19 protein-coding genes are annotated in these 24,660 nt (G+C 39.4%); 8 read left to right on the plus strand and 11 right to left on the minus strand.

Annotated elements, in window-relative coordinates:
* Nucleotides 1-424 precede the first annotated feature (424 nt).
* The 3 genes from CWD77_RS09085 to CWD77_RS09095 all read left to right on the plus strand — a co-directional run bounded on the left by CWD77_RS09085 (nucleotide 425) and on the right by CWD77_RS09095 (nucleotide 8,580).
* A complete protein-coding gene (locus tag CWD77_RS09085) occupies nucleotides 425-3,085 on the plus strand; it encodes a LamG-like jellyroll fold domain-containing protein (RefSeq protein ID WP_165779118.1) in 2,661 nt (886 codons plus the stop codon).
* A 139-nt stretch (nucleotides 3,086-3,224) separates the two neighbouring features.
* On the plus strand, nucleotides 3,225-5,894 hold the full coding sequence (locus CWD77_RS09090) for a PGAP1-like alpha/beta domain-containing protein (RefSeq protein WP_101073246.1): 2,670 nt from the start codon (nucleotides 3,225-3,227) through the stop codon (nucleotides 5,892-5,894).
* Nucleotides 5,895-5,958: 64 nt separating this feature from the next.
* Entirely contained in the window at nucleotides 5,959-8,580 is a 2,622-nt protein-coding gene (locus CWD77_RS09095) for a BspA family leucine-rich repeat surface protein (protein ID WP_101073247.1), read from the plus strand.
* Nucleotides 8,581-8,887: 307 nt separating this feature from the next.
* Here the strand turns inward: CWD77_RS09095 and CWD77_RS09100 are convergent, their stop codons facing one another.
* From CWD77_RS09100 to CWD77_RS09120, 5 genes are all read right to left on the minus strand, one after another.
* Complete coding sequence (locus CWD77_RS09100; protein WP_101073248.1) at nucleotides 8,888-9,556, minus strand: hypothetical protein; 669 nt, start codon at nucleotides 9,554-9,556, stop codon at nucleotides 8,888-8,890.
* 1 nt (nucleotide 9,557) lies between these two features.
* The gene (locus tag CWD77_RS09105; protein ID WP_101073249.1) at nucleotides 9,558-9,839 is read right to left on the minus strand and encodes a helix-turn-helix domain-containing protein; all 282 of its coding nucleotides are present in this window, start codon (nucleotides 9,837-9,839) and stop codon (nucleotides 9,558-9,560) included.
* 138 nt (nucleotides 9,840-9,977) lie between these two features.
* Nucleotides 9,978-11,093 (minus strand): endonuclease domain-containing protein, encoded by a 1,116-nt coding sequence (locus CWD77_RS09110; protein WP_101073250.1) that lies wholly within the window; start codon nucleotides 11,091-11,093, stop codon nucleotides 9,978-9,980.
* Nucleotides 11,094-11,529: 436 nt separating this feature from the next.
* Nucleotides 11,530-12,327 (minus strand): nucleotidyl transferase AbiEii/AbiGii toxin family protein, encoded by a 798-nt coding sequence (locus tag CWD77_RS09115; RefSeq protein ID WP_101073251.1) that lies wholly within the window; start codon nucleotides 12,325-12,327, stop codon nucleotides 11,530-11,532.
* Complete coding sequence (locus CWD77_RS09120) at nucleotides 12,324-13,157, minus strand: type IV toxin-antitoxin system AbiEi family antitoxin domain-containing protein (RefSeq protein ID WP_101073252.1); 834 nt, start codon at nucleotides 13,155-13,157, stop codon at nucleotides 12,324-12,326. Before CWD77_RS09120 ends, CWD77_RS09115 begins: the two co-directional genes overlap by 4 nt.
* Nucleotides 13,158-13,325: 168 nt before the next feature.
* Here CWD77_RS09120 and CWD77_RS09125 point away from each other — a divergent pair, with 168 nt between their 5' ends.
* The 5 genes from CWD77_RS09125 to CWD77_RS09145 all read left to right on the plus strand — a co-directional run bounded on the left by CWD77_RS09125 (nucleotide 13,326) and on the right by CWD77_RS09145 (nucleotide 19,947).
* Nucleotides 13,326-14,426, plus strand: coding sequence for a hypothetical protein (locus tag CWD77_RS09125; RefSeq protein ID WP_101073253.1), 1,101 nt, complete (start codon nucleotides 13,326-13,328; stop codon nucleotides 14,424-14,426).
* Between the two features lie 581 nt (nucleotides 14,427-15,007).
* Nucleotides 15,008-15,691 (plus strand): helix-turn-helix domain-containing protein, encoded by a 684-nt coding sequence (locus tag CWD77_RS09130; protein ID WP_101073254.1) that lies wholly within the window; start codon nucleotides 15,008-15,010, stop codon nucleotides 15,689-15,691.
* A 46-nt stretch (nucleotides 15,692-15,737) separates the two neighbouring features.
* A complete protein-coding gene (locus tag CWD77_RS09135) occupies nucleotides 15,738-16,559 on the plus strand; it encodes an N-acyl homoserine lactonase family protein (RefSeq protein WP_206017991.1) in 822 nt (273 codons plus the stop codon).
* Between the two features lie 780 nt (nucleotides 16,560-17,339).
* Nucleotides 17,340-18,722 carry an NAD(P)-binding domain-containing protein gene (locus tag CWD77_RS09140; protein WP_101073255.1) on the plus strand — a complete coding sequence of 461 codons (1,383 nt, stop codon included), beginning with the start codon at nucleotides 17,340-17,342 and terminating at the stop codon, nucleotides 18,720-18,722.
* Nucleotides 18,706-19,947, plus strand: a complete 1,242-nt coding sequence (locus CWD77_RS09145; RefSeq protein WP_101073256.1) for an MFS transporter — start codon at nucleotides 18,706-18,708, stop codon at nucleotides 19,945-19,947. Before CWD77_RS09140 ends, CWD77_RS09145 begins: the two co-directional genes overlap by 17 nt.
* 45 nt (nucleotides 19,948-19,992) lie before the next feature.
* On the opposite strand, the gene CWD77_RS09150 is transcribed toward CWD77_RS09145, so the two are convergent.
* From CWD77_RS09150 to CWD77_RS09175, 6 genes are all read right to left on the minus strand, one after another.
* On the minus strand, nucleotides 19,993-20,754 hold the full coding sequence (locus CWD77_RS09150) for a carbon-nitrogen hydrolase family protein (protein ID WP_101073257.1): 762 nt from the start codon (nucleotides 20,752-20,754) through the stop codon (nucleotides 19,993-19,995).
* Nucleotides 20,755-20,839: 85 nt separating this feature from the next.
* A complete protein-coding gene (locus tag CWD77_RS09155) occupies nucleotides 20,840-21,403 on the minus strand; it encodes a sigma-70 family RNA polymerase sigma factor (RefSeq protein ID WP_165779119.1) in 564 nt (187 codons plus the stop codon).
* 62 nt (nucleotides 21,404-21,465) lie between these two features.
* Nucleotides 21,466-21,927, minus strand: coding sequence for an SRPBCC family protein (locus tag CWD77_RS09160; RefSeq protein ID WP_101073259.1), 462 nt, complete (start codon nucleotides 21,925-21,927; stop codon nucleotides 21,466-21,468).
* A gap of 41 nt (nucleotides 21,928-21,968) precedes the next feature.
* Nucleotides 21,969-23,177 (minus strand): serine hydrolase domain-containing protein, encoded by a 1,209-nt coding sequence (locus CWD77_RS09165; RefSeq protein ID WP_101073260.1) that lies wholly within the window; start codon nucleotides 23,175-23,177, stop codon nucleotides 21,969-21,971.
* Between the two features lie 97 nt (nucleotides 23,178-23,274).
* Nucleotides 23,275-23,805 carry a hypothetical protein gene (locus CWD77_RS09170; protein ID WP_101073261.1) on the minus strand — a complete coding sequence of 177 codons (531 nt, stop codon included), beginning with the start codon at nucleotides 23,803-23,805 and terminating at the stop codon, nucleotides 23,275-23,277.
* Between the two features lie 30 nt (nucleotides 23,806-23,835).
* Complete coding sequence (locus tag CWD77_RS09175; RefSeq protein WP_101073262.1) at nucleotides 23,836-24,624, minus strand: DUF3108 domain-containing protein; 789 nt, start codon at nucleotides 24,622-24,624, stop codon at nucleotides 23,836-23,838.
* Nucleotides 24,625-24,660 lie beyond the last annotated feature (36 nt).

The following is a 24,660-nucleotide window of genomic DNA, read 5'->3' on the forward strand; positions in this document are numbered from 1 at the left end:
TTCAATCGCTTCAAAATGGACAGTGAATAAACATACCTATTTAGCCCAATCACACCTCTTTATAACATAATTATAGACTGGTCCTCAAGTGAAAAAATCAGCATAAACTATCTTATGCCAATCCCTTAAGGAAATAGAATGACATAGATGTTTGTGAATCAAAAGATGGATGATTTGTCTGAATAAAAATTTAGATTTTTATAATAATTAAGTGGTCATAAACATAAATAAAGATTTATTAGTATAGTGCATTAGTTATTTAGTCAAATGAAGAGTAAGGGGACTTTAAAGTACTGTTTTTATTTGGGGGTTTATACGAGTGAGAAAGCAATCAGTGACTTTCAGGCAGGGTTTTTTTCACAACTTTACCCATTCTACTTGAATTAAATAGCAGGGGAAATTTAATAGTAAAATGCGTGGGACTATGGGTAATGTATCTACTTTTTCAAGAGTTTTTTTATTGGTAGCTGTTTCAATAATGTTAATGGTATCGTGTGGGGATGAAGGGCCTATCAATGTAAATGAAGAGCCTGAAATTGTAATTCAGAAAAAAGAAGCGGCTCTTGAAAAAGCTGAACAAATTCTTCCCTCTGATTTACTCAACTCGTTGGAAGATGAAATAGATAGTCAATCTTCAAATATCAAAGAAGCCTTTCTAGATACTCTTAGTTCTTCCTTAGAGCAATTAGTAGATACATTAAGTAAATATCATTCGACAGCTGATTTAAAGAATGAAATAGAAAGAATTGATCGTGAAGCTCAAAAATTTATCTCCAGTGAATTTGGAGATACTAAGGCAAAGGCATTTAATCATTTGGGACTTGGCTATGGAAAAGGTGTTTCAATTGAAACAGGGATTGAAGCAAATGTCGCAAGTGGAATAGCGACTGGATTGTCAGCTCAGGGAGGGGGCGGATCTGAAGTTTTATACGATTTTGTCAACATGGATCGTGAGGTGTATATCTTCACAGCCTGTGGAATAGGTGTTAATTTAGCAGGAGTTGGTATAGGTACATCTCTATCGGCTAATGTAGGTTTATCAGGATACAAAAAGTGGCTCCTGAATTTAATTCAAGACAAACGGAATAATAAGTTTCAAGGTCCAGCCAAGGCATCGAGTTTTGGTATTGGAGCATCCGGCTTTTTGGGTGCAGTAGGTTTAGACGCATCTGTTTCTATCGGTAAATCACAAGATGTAGAAGGTGATGCAAGTTTCTATAACTTAATTGAATGTCCATCCTATTTTAATGCCTCACCAACACCTAATGGAGTTAAAGAAATATTTTTTGAGGTTTCTGTAGGTACAGGTGCGGGTGTTGGAGGAGAATTAATTGCCGCCCTTCAAGCAGGTCAAATCGGATCAAATCGAAGTGCGATAAATGGTAGTTACTCCAGCTATGAAAACAAATATTCAAGCAGAAAGATCTCTTCTTATAAAATGTCTGCTGAGTTATTGACTAGTTCTCCTTTTCTAGGTGTTACTACAGGATTACCAGGAGTAAATGACTTAACAGCAGCGGCACTTGCAATTCATTATGGTGGTATTGATCCATCTGAATTCGATCAGGCAAAACCTGCTTTATCATTTAGCCCAGAAGTATTTCATTTACCTTCTGCAGAAGATTCTTATCAATTAGAGATAAGCAACATTGGCACTGGTGAAATTGAGTGGGAAATTGTTCAACCAGGCGTTGAATGGATGATAGTTACTCCTACGTCAGGAACAGGCAGAACTTTGGTTGACATAATTGTTGATGAAAATACCACAGGTGATGAACGTACAGCTGAACTTTACATTAATTCCAATGGTGGAAACTCTGAACCAATTCTAATTACTCAAGAAAAAAGACCATTAACCAATGGCTTGGTAGCATCTTATCCATTCAATGGTAACGCCAACGATGAGACTGGAAATGGATTTGAAGGAACTGTATATGGAGCCAGTTTAACAGAAGATCGGTTTGGAAATATCAATAGCGCTTATGGTTTTAATGGGACAAATAGTCACATTGACCTTCCAAGTAGTGTACTAAATGAGGAAGCAGGTACTATATCAATCTGGTTCAACGTGTCAAATGAATTTGGTACGAGTTATAATAGTGGGCATATTTTTTCTTCAGCAAATTTTACTAGTCCAGACGGTACTCGTCTGTATTTATGGGTTAAGGCAGATAATAGTTTTGGCTCTAGTTTCATTTCGGAAATTATGGGTGAAGTTCCTATCAACAGAGAGGCTTGGCACCATGCTGTGCTAACATGGGACGATAATATGGCCAATTTATATTTAAATGGGACAAAAGTAGAATCTATAAGTGGTGGCAGACCAGCTGCAGAAAGGGTTACAATTGGGAGCTATGGACATGGTTTTAATGCATTTTTTGAGGGAAAAATCGACGACGCAAAAATATACAATATAGCTCTATCAGAAGATCAGGTTTTATCGCTGTACCAAGAAAACGGTTGGACAGGTCACACAGGTGATTGGCCAAAGGATACCACCACTGAAATCGTCGATGTATACAACCCTGCAACGGGACAAACCTGGATGGACCGCAATCTGGGCGCCAGCCGAGCGGCAACCTCCATGGACGATGAAGAGGCCTACGGCGACCTCTACCAGTGGGGCCGGGCAGCCGATGGGCATGAAAAAAGAGACTCCGACACAACATATACGCTAAGCAACACCTATACGCCCGGCCATGGCAACTTCATTTTGAATTTCGACAACAAACCAGATGACTGGCACAGCCCGCAAAACGATAATCTGTGGCATGGGGTTGATGGAATCAACAATCCATGCCCGAATGGTTACAGGTTGCCAACCGAGGCTGAGTGGGAAGCGGAGCGCCAAAGTTGGAGCAGTAATAACAGAGTAGGCGCTTTTGCCTCTCAGCTTAAGCTGCCTGTGGCGGGTCACCGCAACCGCGCCAGTGGTTCGCTCGATGCTGTAGGCTCAAACGGTCGCTATTGGTCGAGTACAGTTTTCGGTTCTCTCTCACGGTATCTGATATTCTTTGATGACGCTGCTGATATGCTCAATAACTACCGTGCGGTCGGCTATTCCGTCCGCTGCATTAAGGATTGATCTGCAATCAGAATAAAAATGAAAGGCGACAGAAAATCTTTAAAAAATTATTCTGTAATACCATTCAAGCATACAGAATAGATATAACTCTATTTCTTTCTAAAGAATAGAACTAAATATCAATTAAAAAATTTGTGGCATGACAAGGAAAATTTATTTACCACAGGCTCTCTTTTTTTTCGGATTTGTTACCATGATTATTATCACATCATGTAGTGATAAAAGTCCTACATCTGTAACTGAGGATCCAGAGAAAGGAAGTATAGAGGGACAAACAATCACCTCTGATACACAAGAGGGTATTAATGATGCATTTGTCATCTTATCTGCACAAAATATTACTGACCGGGAAACCTACACAGAAGATGGAAAGTTTCAATTTTCCAACCTCGACCATGGAGAGTATCAGTTAAAAATCAGACTGCCACAGGGCTACAGTGAAAATGACAACCTGGAGAAGATAATTACAGTTGATGGGCCTGTAAATATTGAAGTACGCGCCGATCCAGTAAGAGAACAAACTGTTACGATTCAAAGAGGAACAAAAGATACATTAGCCACAAGTTCCGGCGTCTATCTCACTGTCGATGCAACAGAGTCTGAAGCAGATGTCGAAATGCATATCGAAGAGACCGTTGAGTCTTTATTCTCCGGCCAACAAATCCTGTCAAAACCTATTCAGATTAGACTAGGGTCAAGTAACGGTGGCTCTACTTCCAGCTTGTTGCAGGCGGAAATGATATCATCGGCCACATCAGGTAATAAAATCACTATGAGTATTTTACAGTCCTACTCGGGCAATACTGATGAGGCTATGTTTGCATTTCAATTTGATGAGGAGGAACCTGTATTTGCCTATGCTGAAGGGATACCAAAAGAATACTTAGATTCGAGGGTAAATCAGGGAACAGAAGTAATGGCTCATGAATTTACGCTGTCACCTGATGCTGAATTTCAATTTAAAGCAGCGCTGACCAAAATAGATCGTACTTGTGATGACTCAGAGATCAGCCAAGGTTATCGAAGTCTGAAAGAGCTTGATGGGGTGCTGGATGGTGAAAAGCCGTTAATTCTCATCCATGGTATTCAGCTTCAAAACGCTACCTGCGATGATTTTCTTGATTACGATCCTGAGGTGGACCTTTTTGAGCCGCTCCTCAAGGAATTACAAGAGGATCACGACATTCACAGTAACTATAAAGTGTACATCTACAGATATACGTCCAATGCCCCGGTGTTGGAAAATAGCGTGGCTTTATGGGATATGATGCAATCAGAGGGGATAGAAGAACCGGTTATTATTGCTCACAGTATGGGAGGTCTGGTAGCACGGGGTTTGATGCTGTCAGAGGGAGAAGATAAAGTTGACGGGCTTATTACCTTGGGTACACCTCATGAAGGTTCGCCATTGGCTGACCTGATAAGTAGTACCCACAATATCAAAGAATTTTGTGATCAAAATCCAATAATTGCGAGTAGACCATTTTGTCAGGTAGGGAAATTAGGTTCCCTAGTTCCCAATACACCGGGGTTTTTAGATCTGAGTCCAAATAGTGATGTAATATCGGATTTTCAAAATTTGAAAGGAAGTAATGAAAAGATTTATTCTTTAGGAGGTAAATTGAATCCTGAAATGGATTGGGACCTCATAATGGGACCTCGAATAAAAGCTCCTCAAACAGATCTTGTTTATCAGGCAGGGTGGAGTTTTTTAGGTGGTGTCTCTTCTTACAATGATGGCATTGTCCCATTGGAAAGTGCTCTGCCGGAATGGTCGGGATTACAGTCAATTTTAAATGATCACAATCATTCAGAAGTTGCAAGAGGTATTCATGATAATGCTTCCTCAGTATTTGATGTTGTAAGGCCTGTCTTATTGCAGCTTGCATCGATAATTACTGTCCCGCAACTGGTAACAAGCGATGTGACAGATATAACCTCAACAAGTGCAACTACTGGTGGCCAAATATCGAATGATGGAGGCGCAGATATTACGGCTCGCGGTGTTTGTTGGAGCACCAATCAAGATCCCAGTTTAAACGATTCATGCACCAATGATGGCAGTGGCGTTGGCGAATTTGAAAGCACTATTACCGACTTAACTGCTGAAACGGAATATTTTGTGCGCGCTTATGCTACCAATGATCAAGGAACGGGATATGGCGAGCAGAGAAACTTCACCACTGAGTCTGAATCTGGTAATGGGGACTGGCCAAGGGATACCACCACTGAAGTAGTCGATGTATACAACCCCGCAACCGGTCGCACCTGGATGGACCGTAACCTGGGTGCCAGTCGAGCAGCGACATCGAGAACAGACTCAGAGGCATATGGCGACCTCTATCAGTGGGGTCGGGCTGCGGATGGACATGAGAAAAGGAATTCCAGTACAACTTCGACTCTCAGTAATACTGATCAACCCGGGCACAGTAACTATATCCTTGCACCTAACTCACCTCGTGACTGGAGAAGCCCGCAAAATGACAATCTTTGGCAGGGAGTAAATAGTATAAACAATCCGTGCCCGGATGGCTACAGATTGCCAACCGAGGCTGAATGGGAAGCAGAGCGACAAAGCTGGAATAGTAATGACATTGTTGGGGCATTTGAATCACCCTTAAAACTCCCAGCAGCGGGCTTTCGAGATAACAGCAGTGGCTTTCTTGACGGAGTTGGCGGCTACGGTTTTTACTGGTCAAGTACGGTTTCTGAGACCTTCTCACTGTATCTGTTCTCAGATAGCATCAGTGCCTATATACTCAGAGAATTTCGTTCGAGTGGGCTTTCTCTGCGATGCATTAAGGATTGATTTAACAGCAAAACTAAGAAAGCGTATAAAATTTTAAATGAAGTACTAACAACCTCCACCAGCTATGAATAGAATCATTTCCTTTTCTATAATTGTGCTTTTATTGATTGCTACACTTTCTTGTTCTACAGAAAGCACACCTATTTACTCTCTTTCAGTAACGGCAAATCCTTCCGAAGCTGGTTCGGTAACACCATCATCTGGTGAATATGAACAGGGAGAACGTGTAGAGATAACGGCAACTCCGAATGATGGCTGGATGTTCGATAGTTGGCAGGGGGATCATACCGGTAGCAGTAATCCAGCTTCGGTTACCATGAGCTCTGATAAGCAGATCTCTGCTCGCTTTGTTGAGAGAACCTATCCTTTGACTATCAATACAGAAGGTGAGGGTACTGTTCAGGAGAATATCATATCTCAAAAGACAACTGATTATGAAGAAGGCACTGTTGTAGAGCTAACTGCAGAGCCTGCCGATGGATGGAGATTTGTTCGGTGGGAAGGGGACTTGGAAGGTTCAGAGAATCCTGCAACAATTGAAGTTGACAGTGAGAAAACAGTTACTGCTGTATTTGAACGAAGAGACTACCCGTTGACAATTAATGTTGATGGAGAAGGAACAGTTGCCGAAGAAGTAATTCAGGCTAAAACGACGGACTATCCATATGAAACCAACGTCCAGCTGACGGCCAATCCGTCAGAAGGTTGGGTGTTTTCCCATTGGGAAGGAGACGTGACCGGAAGTGAGAACCCGTCCACCATTGAAGTTACAAATGAGAAAACGGTGACGGCTGTGTTTGAACGAGAGATGTTTGCAATCTCCTACACACTGAATGGAGAAGGGCAGGTTACAGAAACCCTGTCCACAGGCACGAAAGCTGAAGACGGGTCTTATGAATTTGAGTCTACCGTTGTAATATCGGCCGTGCCTGCTGAGGGCTGGCAGTTTATCGGCTGGGCTGGTGATTTACAAGGCACGGACAACCCACAGACCGTTACCATTGATTCCGATAAAAGCGTGACAGCCAATTTTGATCGAAAAGATTATCCACTAACCATCAATATACAAGGTGAGGGTACGGTAGCAGAAGAAGTGATTCAGGCCAAGACGACTGATTACCCATATGAAACCAATGTGCAGCTCACGGCCAATCCTGCTGATGGCTGGGTGTTTTCTCGCTGGGAAGGAGACGTAACCGGTAGCGCGAATCCGTCTACCGTTGAAGTGACGAATGAGAAAACGGTGGCGGCTGTGTTTGAAAAGACATTCTATTTACATCCTAATGGGGTTACTATTATGTGTCCAAATACATCTCCTGGAGATAAAGGATTGGTTAATGGAATAGAATATGAATCTGTGGATAGAGTACTCCTCAGTCAACGCAGAGATGATGGTTCTGACTTATCAAAGGTTTGTGTTTCTTTAATAACGAATATGTCATACACGTTTTCTGGCACTCCATTTAACCAAGATATTAGTAATTGGGACGTAAGTTCGGTCACTGAAATGATATACATGTTTCATGGCACTCCATTTAATCAAGACATTAGTAATTGGGACGTAAGTTCTGTGACCAATATGTTAAGCATGTTCGAAGGCACTCCATTCAATCAAGATATTAGTACTTGGGACGTAAGTTCGGTCACTAATATGTCTTTGATGTTTACTCGAAGTCAATTTAATCAATCCATTGGAAATTGGGACGTAAGTTCTGTGACCGATATGTCTAGCATGTTCGAAGACACTCCATTTAATCAAGATATTAGTACTTGGGATGTAAATTCAGTTACTACTATGAGAAGAATGTTTTTCAGCACACCATTTAATAAATCGATTAATAACTGGGATGTAAGTTCAGTAACCGACATGTCTTTTTTGTTTATGGGTAGCTTTTTTAACCAACCCATTGGAAATTGGGACGTGAGTTCTGTGATCGATATGTCTAGCATGTTCGAAGGCACTGATTTTAATCAACCTATTGGTAACTGGAATGTGAGTGCAGTTAGTTATATGGGAAGGATGTTCTCTGGCACACCTTTCAATCAATCCATTACTAGTTGGAATGTGAGTTCTGTTACGAATATGCAAGAGATGTTTTATCGTGCCACAAATTTTAATCAAGATATTAGTAATTGGGATGTAAGTTCAGTCACTAATATGTCTTTTATGTTTAATCGAAGTCAATTTAATCAACCGATTGGAAATTGGAATGTAAGTTCTGTTAATAATATGCAAGCAATGTTCGCTCTTTCTCCTTTCAATCAGCCAATTGGTAGTTGGGATGTCAGTTCAGTCACTAATATGTCTGGTATGTTTTTAAGCACTCCATTCAATCAATCCATTGGAAATTGGGATGTGGGCGCAGTAAATACTATGGAAGAGATGTTTTACGCTAGTGAGTTCAATCAGCCTATTGGAAATTGGAATGTAAGTTCAGTTAATAATATGAATAAAATGTTTAGGGGTATCCCTAATTCTTATACAAATCCCTTCAATCAGGATATTGGAAACTGGAATGTAAGTTCTGTGGTATATATGGAGGAAATGTTTTACAGCAGTGAATTCAACCAACAAATTAACACGTGGTGTGTTGAACAAATTACATCTGAACCAAGTCTTTTTTCTGCAAGTAGCCCACTTATAGAAGATAATAAGCCAGTTTGGGGTACCTGCCCATCAAATTAAATTCTTAAATTAAACCGAGCATTCTACTTTTAAACGGTCCAGTTTTTGGGTTAGCCAACACAATAAGGCCTTGTAAATATGCCAGTATTTGACGGGGAAAACATCTGGAATACTACCGATAGCTATACAATCCTCCGTTGAGAATAAGAATAAGATGAAATGAACCCCCCGAACCAATCGGGGCAATGCTTTTATATGAACAATTTGGTTCTGGTGTTGATTGCAACACTAAGTGAGTTAATAATTTGCCACTAATACATTCCATATCCTTAATGGATGATCGGTGGAATTCAAAGGCTTTAAAGTGCTAATTAGAGTAAAAAAATGAGTGTATTGGTTGATTTTTATTTAACCGCTCTTCTTTCTGATTTATACCGAATTCAAGAGGCGTCCCATCCAGCACAGGCTTGAAATATTTGTATACCAGCAACGCAATGGTCAAGCCTGTTCCTGCACCAATTCCGGCTCCTGAAGCATTATCTGTTACAGCATGACCAACTAAAGCTCCTAAAGCACCTAAACCACCTGCGATGACTGCTCGGCTTTGTGGTGTGTCTTTCTCAAGAGCTTTCTTCAAAACAGATGGTAGAGTAATCATTCCGATTGGTCTGACATAATCCTCTCCTTCAGGCAGTAATGAGTAGTTATTTATGATTTCTGTAGCCTCTTTGACAATGCTATCACCCTTATTAGGGCTAAATGAGGGTGAATTAGGTTTGTTCTCTGTTGGATTTGGCCTTGTCTCTTTGATGAATTCACCTGAGACTAAAAATTCAGGAACATCATATCCTTTAATTCTACCTGATGGTAATTCAACAGCCCATTCACTAACCGGATATCCTCCACAATTGTATCCATTTTTGACAGCTTCGGTTAATGAGGGTGGTGCAACACCTAATACTTCAGCTAATTGCTTTCCATTTAGGAATATTCGATTGTCGGATGGGGATTGTGTTGTAGATGGTGATGGGTCCATTTTATACCTCTTTGTTAAATAAATAGGTAAGTAAGGCTATCACACCTCCGGTGAGGAGTGCTCTTCTTAACCCATTTATGAATTGTTGTTTTTGTTTATTTCTCTCTGCTTGCTGCAACCTTTCTTGCAGTTGTATCATGGTAGCCAATGCAAAATCATTAGGCTGGGCTGTACCACGTTCCCACTTTAGAACTGCCTGGGCAGTTACACCGAAGTGTTTGCCAAATTCGGCTAAACTCCATCCTAATTGTTGTCGTAATTGAATGATTTCTGATGGTTGCATGATGATTTAACATACGAAATTTTCCGATAAAAATCATCTTAGTTGTTAACTAAGTTAATATTATAGACAGAAATAAGCCCCAATAAGCGGTAATTAGCGCTTATTGGGGCTAAATTAGGGTAATCATCGTGTAGTTTGTCAGATCAAAGAATGAAGCTTTTCTCTGGTTTTATTTTTTTCTGCCTCTAAGCATTCATTGTAACTTGGCATCTTTTCAATAGAAATATCTAAATCGATATCAACCTCGCAATTTTCATTGAATGGGATATATAGTTCTTTACAAACCCTTATAATTTCTGCACAGCATGATTCTGGTTGAGTAAGTATCTGCTTTTCAGTAAACCTAATTACTACCCATCCATGATCCTTAAAAAATTTGTTTCTTATTTCATCAGCAACAATGTCGGTATCGTCAAAATAATAATGAATAGGTTCCCTTGTTTCGAATGCGTAAGGTTCATCTATTTCTATATCTAAATTGAATTGATTTTCCGTGGCAATGATAAAGTCCGGGTAATAAATCCCAACAGAATGTTGTGTTATAATTCTATTCTCATCAAACAATAATATTAAATAATTGTAGAAAAAGGATTCTGAAAACCCTTCATTTGTATATCTATCAGATAGCTTTGGCTTCAATTTAGTGATATCAAAATGATCAAGATCATATCTGTTTTTTTTGTAGTATTTACTAAACTTTTCAAGTACACTTTTTCTTATTTGACCATCTATATATTTTTGCCATTCTTTTGATTGGGTTAGCTTTTTTCTCTCAGCGAAGTACCTATTTGTTTTTTGTTTATACTCCAATTGCTTTTTATTAAAAGTATTAAGGTTTTGCTGATGATTGGTTATACTACTATTGTATTGACTTAGTCGGTCTTTATATGTTTTATATTCTTTTGACCAATTAAATATACTCTTGATTACAGTTACAAGAGTTTCCCTAAATTCATCAGCGGTTAGTATGATTGCTACAAATGGAATTAAGAGTATGGGCCACATCTCAAGTATATCAGACCCACCTAATAAGTATAAAAAGCCACCAAAAAAACTACCAATAATTGAATAAACTAATAGCATATCTAACCCTTTAATTCCCGGAAAAGTGGGTTTTTCTTTTTTAATAGGTTTTGATGGGCGTTTAGGTTTTCTACCCAACTTTTTGGAGACTTCATTGTTTTCTACTTGATAAGGTAGATCAGGAGGGAGTTGAAAATTATCTGGTATATAAACTATAGGGTAATTATTCATACTTACTCATTTAACAAATCATGTTATGCAATCAAAAAAATGGCATGCAGTACATTCACTATTGGAATTTTTATATAAACTTAAAAATATATGAGTGAAAAGTTTTAATATAATTCAAATAAAAGGGTACAGTTTAGGGTACACAGAGTGATATAAGTGTCTTTATATGCAATTAAAGGCAATAGCTATCTTGACTTCGGATCAGAAGGTTGAGGGTTCGAATCCTTCCGGGCGTACAGAGACGTACTAAAAAAAGCCATAAGGCATGTACTTACAATGCCTTATGGCTTTTATGATTTTAGGATCGGCAAACATCTTCACTTAAATTCTTCTTATTGCATACTTAAAGAATTTTCTGAATGTACCATTCTAAACAGAAGTTGAGTGTAAAACTTCCCAATTGCTTTTAGAATACATTGTAACAATACTTTATACTTCATACCTCACTGATAATTTCGTACATAACTTTTGTGTAAGCTTGTTTCTGATCATACTTAATTCCTGGTCGTAGTAAAGCCATAATATCTCCAATAAACTCATCGTCTTGCATCTTCTCTTCCAGATTCAGCTCGAATTCACGGCCTGTTGGTACTTTGTTGTCTTCCTGTTCCATATATGCATGAAAACACTCTATAATTTTGTCGATTTCCAGATCAAGGTTTTTCAAAGCGTAGTGGAGATCGAATAAATCCCGTCCCTTCTTTCGTTGGTATAACGCCCTGAGTTTGGTGCCTAAAAGTTCTTCTGGTTGGTAAGTCGTTACTTCTGCACTTCCCTGATACCAGGGATTATCAACTGAAAAAGTTTCTTTCTTCAATCCCAACATATTGAAGTGCTCTCGTGTATTGATTTCAATTTTCACCCTCATGCTTGGCGGGGGACTTACTTCTGTCTCAAATTGATAGTAAACCGTACAGTTATGTTCATTCAGTTTTACTTGCCGGTCATCTTTACCACCCAAGAATATTAATTGATCCCGAATGGCTTCAAGCATGGGTTTGGCAGGACCAGAATGTAGCTGTACCAAATCAATATCTTCAGAATACCTTGCCTGTGGTTGCATGTAGAGTTTATGCAAAGCAGTGCCACCTCTAAATGCGAGGTTTTCCTTCAAAAAATCATTGGAAAATATCTCTATAACGGCTCTGGAAATAACCAAATCCTGTTCAACCTGTGAAGATTCAGTCCAGGGAGCTATGGACCGCCATGCATCTATATACGCTTTAGGGATCATAGTTCGTCAACCTCTACATTCATATTTGGTACTATTTTCCAACGGTTTGGTGTTTTTTGATTCTCGCTTTCTGTCTTGGGATTTAACTGAGCCGGGTAGTATTTCCGGCTGTCCAATACACGATGTATGGCATCAGCCAGTGTGGTTTCCTGAAGAACCTCATCAAACAAATAACCTAAGCGTTGAAGGGATGTGGTTTGAGGGAAATCCTCCGCGGTTTTTGCCAGTGTGTCCGGTTTCAGCTCAATGACTAATTCAGCCAGAACCGTGGTGGCCCGGTTTATACCACCAATACGATCTGAGTAAAAGACCAAATCAAGAGCCGTTAATGCCGGACTCGAAATATTTATGTACCCCGCATCTGTTTTCTGCTGAGTTACAAAATCAGTATTCCAACCTTTTTTCAGGCAAAAGATAATAGACTGCTGCCTGTTTTTGATAGGTCTTAAATAAGGAGGCTCAGAGACCACGAATTGTGTTTGTGGCTGCTGATGAGCAGCTCCATGATACATAGCTGCGGTTAGGAGTCCCACATAATAATCGCGGTTCAGGAATTTCATCAGGTCATCAATGAAGTAGCCTAATGGAAGGGTTTGGCGGGATGCGTACTCAGGAGGGATGATTAGGTAGAAATTCTGCCGGAGCCTTGATATTCGATCTTTATCGGATAAACGCTGAATAACTTTTTGATAAGCTTCATCAGATAAGTTAAACTCGGTTATTATGTCATCTCCCGTAAAGGTATATCGACCTTTGCTGCGAAGATGATCTAAGTAGCGGCTAAGATATTCGTATGTATTCCCGTTGTTCATTTTAGTTTTCAACTGCATTACTGGACGGAATTCATCCAGTTATGCAGTTAAGAACTAAAAAAGTTCGATTAATTACAACTATTAAGCGATTGAATAAGATGGCGTTATTTACTAATTGTATAGCTTGTCCCTTTTAGTATCTGTATTCTTACATTATGCACAGCATATAAAACCAAAAATTAATTCATGCCCAATCAAATCTTATTAGATAACTGGACTTTGCAAGAAATCTCCTATTTAGGGAAATCAGGTCTTTCAAATGACCAAACTGATAAGTTAGTTGTTGATCAGGAAAATGATTCCCATTCTTTTGAGAAAATCTCTTCGGGCCTTATACAGCTTCAGGCACTTTTTAGTTTTCTGCAAAATTTAGTGTTGCGCGAAACCATTATTACTGATAGCAGATTTGTTCAAGTTTGGGATGACAGTAACTCATTAAAAAGAATCCAATCTGATGGGTTAATCAAGGTTCATGACTTTCAAGAAGAAAAGTTTATTGAAGTAAGAAAAGCTATTGTAGACCAACTATGTATCACTTCCAGTATTCAAGAAATACAACAACAAAATGAGCAGGGGTGGAAGAAGAATAGAAAAGTTGTTGACCCATTTTTGTCGCAACTGATATGGGGCGGTGCCGGTATGCTGGCAAGAGGTCATGTATATGAAACCTTCTATTTACCCCATCCACTTCGAGGTCATGCTTTTAAACAATATCTGATAGCTAAGAGAGATGCCTATACTGAAACATTAAGTTTCATATCAACAAATCAAACCAAGTTACTCTACTTCGATAATGAGGGCTCAGAGTCGATTCAAGTTAAGTTTTCACTTCCTCCACTCATCTCAGTAATCATTGAGGAATCAAATAGCTTTGAAGATTTATTTATAGTTGCACTACAACTAAGAGAGGAGTATGGAGACCTGAGATCGTGGTTAAAAAAGTTTCAGGAAGCTATTGATCATGAGGACACAAAAGAGATATCAACACACACAAAAACTTTGAAGTCAATTCAAAAATATATTGAAGCAAAGTATAGCCCAGATAAATTTGGTAGTCTTGATTTAAGTTTTGATGTACTAAATTTTAGTCCAGGTATATCAATTCCTTTGCCTATAAATAAAATTAGAAATAAAATTGGCGTTCGCTCTACTATCAATGATCTTATTTTAACTAAAACAGGATATTCATCTATAAAAAAACTTTTTAAGCTTTTAGGAGAAGAAAACTCAAAGCTTGGTAAGGTGGTTTATGACGAATTAGTTCGGAATTATAGTTCTGAAGGCTAGAAGCGTAGAAGGGTATATTTTATGAAATAAGTTTTCGGACAAGATATCGGACAGTAGCGGACATAAATAGGGGGGGATATAAGTCAAGTAATTTGAAAACAACGAGAGTGTAGATCAATACCAGTTGAGGATTCAATTATATATTAACCTTGGTAGGTGAAAAACCGGCAAACAAATCTTTCGTTTTCCTTCTCTTTGTCCACTCAAACAAAATTCAGAAAGCGCCTTTAAGGATCACTTAAATGCACTTTATTGCTAGTTAGATTTTTTTTTGCCAGCGAATATCAATTAAAATGGAACTATACAAGAGATTTGGACTCCAGCTCTCGAATTTAAGCGTCACGAGAACAAGCAGCTATTTTTTGATACAGTGAGTTGAGGGCCCTTAAAAATTCTCTCGTATTCAGTGAGCTCTTCATCCTACTAAATTAGGGATTTTATATATATTCTCAATAGTTAATCATTGAGTGATTATAAATAGTAAAACATAACCTGAAGACGTTTTCGGAAAAACAACACAAAATATCTATTGTATATTAGATGACTGTCTGATCTTTCAGGGTCGACATGGCAGGTCTGAAATGCATGCTCATCACTATGTTCAATATGGCCTGAGTAAATCTAATTCTTTTAAACTCAGTTCCAATGAATGGGCTAACTCAAAACATGTAAGTTCCTTTATTGTGCCTGGTGATGTATCTCATCAGGTTGAGTTAGACGGTTCAGATAGGGTGCTTATGGTATGGCTGGATCCTGAATTTTCAATTAAAAGGTCGATACCTGATTTACATGTCATAAATACCTCTATAGGTGATCTTGAATCTGAGTTGAAAACATTTATAAATGAGCCGATGAATTGTCAGACAGCCTATCAAATTTGGGAGGTGATTACAGGATGGCCTGTGACAGATTCTATGGATGAATTGGATGACCGTGTTTCTGGAAGTATAAAATGGATCAAAAAGCACTTAAACGATCAAACTATAACGGTGGAAGAATTGGCTGAAATAGTTTACCTCAGTCCAAGTCGGTTGATGCATCTGTTCTCTGAGCAGGTAGGTATTCCGATACGTAAATATATTTTGTGGCAGCGACTGCGGACCGCACTCCTGAAGCTTGCTATTGGTGAGACGATAACTGAAGCCGCTTACTCTGCTGGTTTTACGGATACCCCTCACTTGAATAGGGCCTTCAAAACAAATTTTGGTATTACTCCTTCAAAAATATTCAAAAACAGCAGGTTCATACAAGTGATTGGCTGCTGAGCTGTATATCCTATGATTGAACACTTAATTAGTTATAGGAGTAATTATGGAAATCTACCCACTTCAAACAGGAACCGTTAAATTAAAAAAAGCACAAAAGTCTCGCGAAATGGGAGGTATGCTGCGAGTTTTAGCTTCTAACGAATGGACAGCCTGGCTTCCTATTTATGCCTGGCTGATTAAACATCCTGAAGGAACTTTTGTAATTGATACCGGAGAAACCTCTAAAACATCTTATTCCGATTATTTTCCAAAATGGCATCCGTATTATCGCTATGGGGTTAAGATGGATGTAGCCAGGGAAGATGAAATTGACCGTCAGCTGGCCAGACTCGATGTGGATGCCAAAGAAATCGATACCGTTATACTGACTCATTTTCATACGGACCACGCAGGCGGTTTATATCATTTCCCAAATAGTAAGATCCTTGTCCCTAAAACAGAATATGAGGCTGCTAAAGGTACGTTGGGGAAATTAAGAGGGTACCTGCCTCAGCATTGGAAGGATTGGTTTCAGCCTAAAGAGATTGAATTTCAAAACCAGGTATATGGACCATTTGCTCGATCATTTCCTGTCACCAATGATGGAAGTATTATAATAGTTCCCACACCGGGACATACCCCTGGTCATGTTTCAGTGGTTGTAAATACCGGTAATGAAAAAATATTTCTGGCTGGAGATACCAGCTACACTCAGGATTTATTACTAAAGCTCAAACCAGATGGAGTAAGCCCAGATACAAAGCAGGCGCTAGATACCCAAAAGATGATATTAAGAATGGCTGAACAAGATCCGCTTGTATATTTGCCTTCACATGATCCTGACTCAGTCCACAGACTTGAGACTCGAAAGGCCTTGGAAGTTTAACAATTACCGAACGAAATGCCGGATGACGGATCAGAATGAGGCAATAACATTTTCTTGGCCCACTATCCATTACAGGTTAAATAGCATATAAGTTAATTTCAAAGTCGAAGATTAAAGGGTCTACAGGAAAATTAAGTATTAGTTATACATGGCAAACAAACCTTTCATTTACCTTCCCTTTAACCATCCAAAGTAAAACTTATATCTGCACTTGTTAGTCAATAAACGGCATTAAGGTGCATTCTAAGAAAGAATATTCTTTTCTTCCGAGCGTACAGAGAAGTACTAACGCCAAGCCATAAGATATTTACTTACAATGTCTTATGGATTTTTTGTTTTTGAGAGCGGTGAACATTTTTACATAAATGCGCTCTGTTGCCTGGTAAAAGCATTTCTTCTCAATAGCGATAACTGATACGGACTATACAAATGACTAAGGCTCCCAATAGTCAAATTTAATTGTCATGGTTAGATATCTGAAAACAAAGTTCAATCCATTGAGATTACTTTTTCGAATGCGGTTTTTAAAGCTTGGAGTATTACTACTTTCCCACTCCGAATACTTATGCAATAAAATCGACAAAGGGATGCAGAACTGACCGAGCCACCGAAAAGTGCGAGTATGGATGTTTATGATTTGATGCTTGGGAGGAGGTAAGCACGAAGTGATTTTCTGACACAGTATCATTAAATACTTAAAAATTCTGTGCGGAACTATCGTCCCTTCAATTTTTCATTCGTCTTAAGGGCAAATATATCAGCAAAAAAAAACTTGAGACTATGAAAGACAAAAACCATATAGCCATTATTGGAGCGGGGCCGGTCGGTCTTGCTGCGGCCGCTCATCTATTAGAAAGAGAAGAGCAACCCATTGTGTTCGAAGCCGGCCCCGAACCCGCTTTTGCCATCAAACAGTGGGAGCATGTGAAGCTATTCTCTTCCTGGGAATTCAATATTGATAGAACAGCGAAACGCTTGCTGGATAATCATGGCTGGAACCAGCCAAGTCAATTTGATCTGCCAACAGGTAAAGAATTTAGAGAGAAGTATCTTTTACCGTTATCGTCTCTTTCTGAAATGCAATCAAAAGTTCGATTAAATTCAATGGTTACTGCTGTAAGTCGTAAGCATTGGGATAAGGTGAAGGATGCAAATCGAGGTGACTATCCCTATATACTAACAATTCAGCAGTCTGATGGAGAAGAATATCAGGTGGAGACCAAGGCGGTAATCGACACTTCAGGCACCTGGTTTAATCCCAACCCAGTGGGATCAAGTGGCATTCCGGCACCGGGAGAAAAGAAAAATGAACAGTTCATTACCTATGGTATTCCTGATGTACGCGATACCTATCAGTCGGATTATGCCGGGAAATCCGTAGCCGTAGTAGGAAGCGGGCATTCAGCTATGCAGATAGTATTGGACCTGCTCAAGTTGCAGGATGAGGCGTCCTATACTCGTGTTCACTGGATCATGCGCAGCACAAATCCTGCCAAGGTCTTTGGTGGTGGGGAAAATGATCAGCTTAAGGCGCGCGGTGAACTGGGAGAGCGAGCGAAAAAAGCAGTAGAAAAGGGTGTGGTGACTCTTCATACCCCATTTTTATTGCAGAGAATTGAGCGTTCAAAAGGGGCTCATAACCTTGAAATTATTGGTAATGTTCAAGGGAAAAGCAAGTCGGTAGAGGTCGATCGTATTATAGGTACCACTGGATTTCGTCCCGACTTAAATTTCATACGCGAAGTTCGTACCGCTATTGACCCGGCCATAGAATCAGTAGCAGATTTGGCACCACTAATTGATCCCAATTTTCATAGTTGTGGTTCGGTGCCACCTCACGGGGTAAATGAACTTAAACATCCAGACGAAAACTTCTTTATCGCGGGTATTAAAAGTTACGGACGTGCTCCTAATTTCCTGCTTGCGACCGGCTATGAACAGGTACGTTCTATTGCGGCTTATCTGACCGGAGATTATGAGGCTGCGGATAAGATCGAACTTCATCTACCTGAGACCGGAGTTTGTTCTACAGATTTTATCCTGGATGCAGATACTGAAGATGCTTGCTGTGTGAAGGATGTAAAATCAAAAGCCGAGGGAGAGACTGGCTGCGGATGTAGTGGGCAGGAAGAATCAGAAACGTTAAATGCTGCTTGTTGCTGATATCCTGATGATTTCTACACTTAGGCTATTGTCGAAGATCCGTTCGGAAAAAGAGCAACTCAACTTGGTCGGCTGGCTGTCGGTAAGCCAGCTGATTGGCTGGGGGACCTTTTATTACGCTTTTACCCTGTTTAATACTCCTCTCGCAAAGGAGTATGGTTGGACTTCTTCGGAAATCAATATGGCATTAACGATTGGTTTTATCTCTTGGGCAGTAGCGGCCCCTTTTGTGGGTAATGCATTGGAATGGCTCGGAGGGAGTAAAGTGATGAGTATTGGTTCGATGATGGGAGTCTTTGCTTTTCTTCTCTGGGCTGGTTCATCATCTCTCTCTCTGCTTTATGGAAGTTGGATTCTAATGGGAATTGCTATGGCCTGTTCATTGTATGAACCCGCTTTTTATGTGTTAACGCAGGCGTTCCCTGACCAATATAAGAAAGTGATCACGTGGTTAACTCTGGCCGGTGGTTTTGCCAGCACCATATTTATTCCGCTTACTGACTTTTTAATACAAACCGTAGGATGGCAGAAGAGCTTACTTTTGCTTGCCGCTTTTAACGTGTTTATTGCATTACCAATACACATTTGGAAATTGCCGGCTGGAAAAGCCAAAGAATCCACAAACAGAAAGCAGAAGTTATTGGATTTTGGCTTATTTACGGAAGAACCATTCAAGCCCCTGACATTTTGGGGCTTAAATTTATGGTTTATCATTTTCAACAGTATTGCCACCGGTATCACTTTTTTGTTTATTCCTCTTTTATCGGAAGTCGGCACGGATAAGTCATTGCTGATTATCAGCTATTCACTCATCGGTCCAATGCAGGTGTTGGGCCGGTTTGCCCTTATTTGGCTGGGTGGCAAGCTTCAAACACTGAAGCTGGGAACTCTCACTGTGTTTATGGCATCGCTCGGTATTGGATGTGCAGCCCTGTTTCCGAAAAGTCTACTGGCACTGCTGCTATTCTCCCTGCTTTTCGGTACTTCGAAAGGGATTATGACCATTATCAAAGGTACAGCTGTAGCCGAGCAAATGGATTTATCGGTGTATGGTAGAACCAATGGTTGGTTGTCTCTCTCTTCCATGCTGTTTAAAGCACTCACTCCGACAATTGTAGCGGCTTGGTGGACCTACTCCGGAGACCCTGTAAAAATTTTATACTCAATCGCCGGTATGGTGCTGTTAGCATTAGCGGGTATTATGATGATCAAAAAAGACCAGTAGAAAACCTTTCTAAGTGTTAGTAATTTCTTCGGCAGTGTCTTGTTATTAACCAACTGTTGTCTTCTCTATGGTGCCATTAAAACTATCATCAAAGAAAGTGCACAGGACAATACACTCATCTTTATCGCCTGAGGTTATAACTACTTCACCTGATGAATCCCAAACTGTATTTTTGCCGCAAGCAGGCCAACCTCCTGTTTGTGAAATATGATTGGATAAAAGGACTGGTATTTTATATCCAGAGGCAATATTGGATAAAATCCTCGCATCTGCTTGATAAGCGGGTTCTGAAATTAATGCGCTTGCAACATACATATCCGCCCCGTTTGTAACGGCATTTGCAGAGTGTCTGGGATTGGAATAATCAGCGCAAATAGCCAAGGCTATTCGATGTTTATTAATGGAAAACAGGTAGTCTTCAGTGCCAGTTGAGCAATAGGCATCCTCGCCTGTATGCAAATATTGCTTAGAGTAAAACTCAATATCTCCATTTGGAAAACAGATCACAGCACCGATTGACGGCTTACTTTTTTTATTTATCAACGGGCACCCTGCTATAACAACTATGTTGTATTCTACTGATGATTCGGATAACACCCTAAACTCGTTGGGTTCTTGTTGAAATGATAGTTGATCAGCAAGTTCTAACTCGTATCCTGTCAGTGAAAGTTCAGGAAAAACAACCACATCAGCGCCAAAGTACGAGGATTCAGAAATATATGATAAATGAATCTTTACGTTTTCCTTAAGAGCACCTTTTATTACCGGGATTTGTGCCAGACTAATTGTAACAGAACCAGGAGTCATTCATCCTCGGTAAACATATTGGTATTCATATTGAAAGGTTGCAATGTGTATGTATCATTGTAAATGCTGAGATCGGATATTTGTACTAAACCAATTCATTCCTTACAGGTGTGCACCCGATAATTTTATTTTGATCATTATATTTTAAATGGCAGCAACGAACATTAAATTCATTGATAATGATTTTGCGAGCTTTTTGCACTCTTGACTTGAAAGTAGTGTAAGGTATATCAAGAGCTTGTGCAGCTTCTTTTTGGGAAAGGGTTTTTGTGAAAACTTCCCGAAGATAATTTTCGTCCTCTTGAGAATACTCATCAATTAGTTCATAGAGGCACTCTGAAACTTCATCAAATTCAGATGTAGAGTCTATGATAGATGATTGATCATCCGGAATTTCCAAATTATCCAGTTTCTCTTCTTTTTTCTTCCGGCTGTAGTCAATCAGGGTATTTCGCGCTATTTGAAAGATCCACGCTTCATGATTTTGAATCTCTGCCAATTTCTTTTTATTTGTGAGAACCTTATGAAATGTATCCTGCATTAAATCACAAGCCAGTAAGTTATTCTCCATTCTGCTTTTAAAGTAGTAGCATACTTTGTCGGAATATGATTTCCAAAGCTGTTCTGAGATATAATCGAATTTATTCAAATTTGACATTTTTTTATCTGCTGCAGATTAAATAATAGTGTTTGAAAATAATAAGTTAGTAACTAAAAAAGTAAGGATATTCGTAAAATATTCACTCGAATGCATTCATTGTATAACGCATCCAGGCTTCTTTGTAAAGATTTTCTAAGCATTTTACGAAATAAATAAGGCATCATTTTCACCATGAATCCTTCAAAAGATTCTTCCGTTTTAACCAAGACACCATCATCTTTTTTCTCAAATGTCCAGCTATGGATAGCTCGAATGCCTAGCATTCTGCCGGTCCATGTAATTCGTTGTTTGGGAATTACTTCCTGAATCTCAGAAATAATCGGTGCCCCACCCGCTATCCAACGGAAGCTCGTTCCCGGCGCTACCGGACCGTTTAATTGGACCCGGGAGATTTCGGTATTCCATTTGCTCCATTCAGCAATATTGGTCTGCACGTCCCAGGCAATATCCAGAGGGACAGGAATCCACTTTTCGGCGGAATACGTTACCGGTGCATTGTAATTGATTTCCATGTGTTGTTTTTTAAAAGTAATACTTGGGTTAAAAAGCTATATCATTGACTGGCGTTATCGAATACCAGGTTCAGAACCCTATACCTGAAATGTTGAAAATTATCCGTTTCTGAATTGTACGACTCTTTCCTCTGTATTTGCCGAACGGCAACAAGATTTGCCCCGGGAATCACAACCAGATATTGTCCCAAGTAACCTTCGGCATAATACCCTGCAATTGGTCCATATTCTTTCTTGAAAATATTTTCAAATCCATTTTGACGGAAATTCTTATCTCTGATTTCGCGCCAATCACTTCCGAACACTTTTTGCATTGTTTGCCTATACGAATCAATCCCATTGATGCTTGATTCCTGTAAAGGCTCAAGCTTGTTTAGGATTGAAGAGTCAATGCCTGCTTTTATAAAGTCCTCAATTCTTTCCTTGGTGAGATTGTAGTGAACATATTCTGGCATCCTCCACCATAACAAGCCTGAGAGTGGATAATAGGTTTGTCCTTGTTCAAGCATTTCGTTGATATAGTCTTCGCTTACCAACTGATTATCATTCCAGATGCCTTTGTGTAACACCAATTGGCCAAACTTGGCAAAATCTCTGGCTGAAAGCTCCAATCCCGCCATGGCGTGAGGAGTTTCTGACTTGTCCAAATACCATTTATAATCTGTTATATGCAGGGGCCTGAAAAATTCATCCCTGAAATAATGATCCATACGTTTGCCGGTCGCTTTCTGAAAAATACCGGCAAGAAGATTTACCGCTTTGTTGTTATAGCTGAACTCGGCTCCGGGATCGGACGTTAATTCTGCGGTCAGGGCAAGTTGCAAAGCATTGGGTGAGGGGTATATCTCAACACCGGCATTAGAAACATTCTGCAACCCGGAAGTATGGTTTAAAAGATGCCTTATTGTTATATCTTTTTTCCTGCCCTGTTTCCACTCGGGAAAATAGGAGTGCACAGGTTGATCTAAGGAATCTATTTTTTGCTGGTACAACAGCCGGCCTACTCCCAATGCAACAACCGATTTTAGGCCGGACATTAACTCGATTTTTTGTGGACCGTCGGAATACCATTCTACTAATAGACTGTCATCTTTCATAAGAAGGAAAGCATCACTATTCGTTGCAATAACCTCCTCTTTTAGTTCATTTAAGGCGTCACGGTTTAGGCTATTTAGATCTTGAGATTCAACTGAAAAAGGAATAATCAGCAATGCCAGGATGATTAGTAGTTTATTTTCTACAGTTTTCATTATTACTCTTTGCGATTGAATAAGTTTGTTTTCTGCTCATGTTCTCGGCTGAAAACGTAATTGAATTGGTGTGTTTTCCTCTCGATTATCAAAACAATCATAGAGTTTTTCGGCAATTAAGATAATCTCCAGTATTCCAGATCCCATCAGCATAAACCTGCCATTGATACTTAAACTCATCTTTTGATTTAATTTCATAGACATAGCGATTTTCCCTGAAAGGAGCTGCAGCAAGTGTATCAGCTGTTAGCACCAAAGTTTTAGTATCCTTGACATTACCAACAAAGTATCGTGAGTTCGCTTCCTTACTTCCTTTTAGTGTAGAAACAAAAGTATATGTCAGCGTATTACTGGCTGAATCTACATTCCAGAGTCCCAACGCATGAAATGAATTTGGAGGCAGGTCTTTATGCTCATATTCCAATGCTTTACCTTCCATTGCAGGTGTAAAAGTGATACTCGCCTCAAGTGGGCGATTGTCTTTCGTAAAAGCTCCTTTACAACTCCATTCTCCCCTAAATTGAGCAATTAACTCTGCAACTTTAGCCGGTTGCCTGCTCGCTTTTTGAGCATATAGATCTGGAAAAATAGTTAGAATCAAAAGGACAATGAGGAATATTTTTTTCACGTTTTTCTGTTATTTAGGTTAATTTTTAAATTATTGTCGAAAAATTCGCTCCAGAATCATCATCTGCTGACTACTGACAGGACTTATTATTTTTAATACTTCCTTAGAATCTCTTTCTAAGAAAAAAGTTGTTTCCTGATCTTCTTTTCGGGTGAGAACTTTCCAAACATCAAACGTATTTTTTTGTGAGTCAGTAATTTGGGTTTGCCCCACCACTTCTACTTCATAGTTTACTAACCCGGATTTGCCGTTAGCGTTTACTTCGTGGGTTTGTACTAAGGTGTGATAGTTTTCATCAAGGGGTAGTAATTGAAGAATGATATCTAACCAGTTAGAATCAAAATGATGGAGATTGAAGGAATTGTTAATGGTTATAACATCTCCTGATGAAGGAGTGTACTTTCCTGTTACAATTCCTTTTTCATAGTACAATTCGATTTTTCTGGCTTTATTTTTTGAATAATGAAATATCGGTTTCAAGCTTTGGTTTGTTGCTCTAACGCTGTCAAAATGCACCGGTTGATTAATTAGTCTCATCACTTGTATTCTTTCTACTTGCCCTTCTCTTTCCAGGAATTTTAACCGGTCATGCAAAGTGCCTAAAGAATCGCGTTTCTGATGGACCTGTAAATAAATATTGAAAGTAATATCATATTGCCGGAGCTTGGTATAATCCAGATTCCCGGAACCAGGAATGATTACAGATTTCGCTGAATCTGTAGTTTGCGATTGCGCGGAATACGAGCATAACAAACACATTAACAAGAGGGTGAACCGGGCAAAAATTTTATGATCTCTTATAGCATAAAGAAATATCATGATGATGTATTGTTGTTACGATTAATGGACGAACGT

The sequence above is a fragment of the Rhodohalobacter barkolensis genome, from assembly GCF_002834295.1.
Classification (GTDB): Bacteria; Bacteroidota; Rhodothermia; order Balneolales; family Balneolaceae; genus Rhodohalobacter; species Rhodohalobacter barkolensis.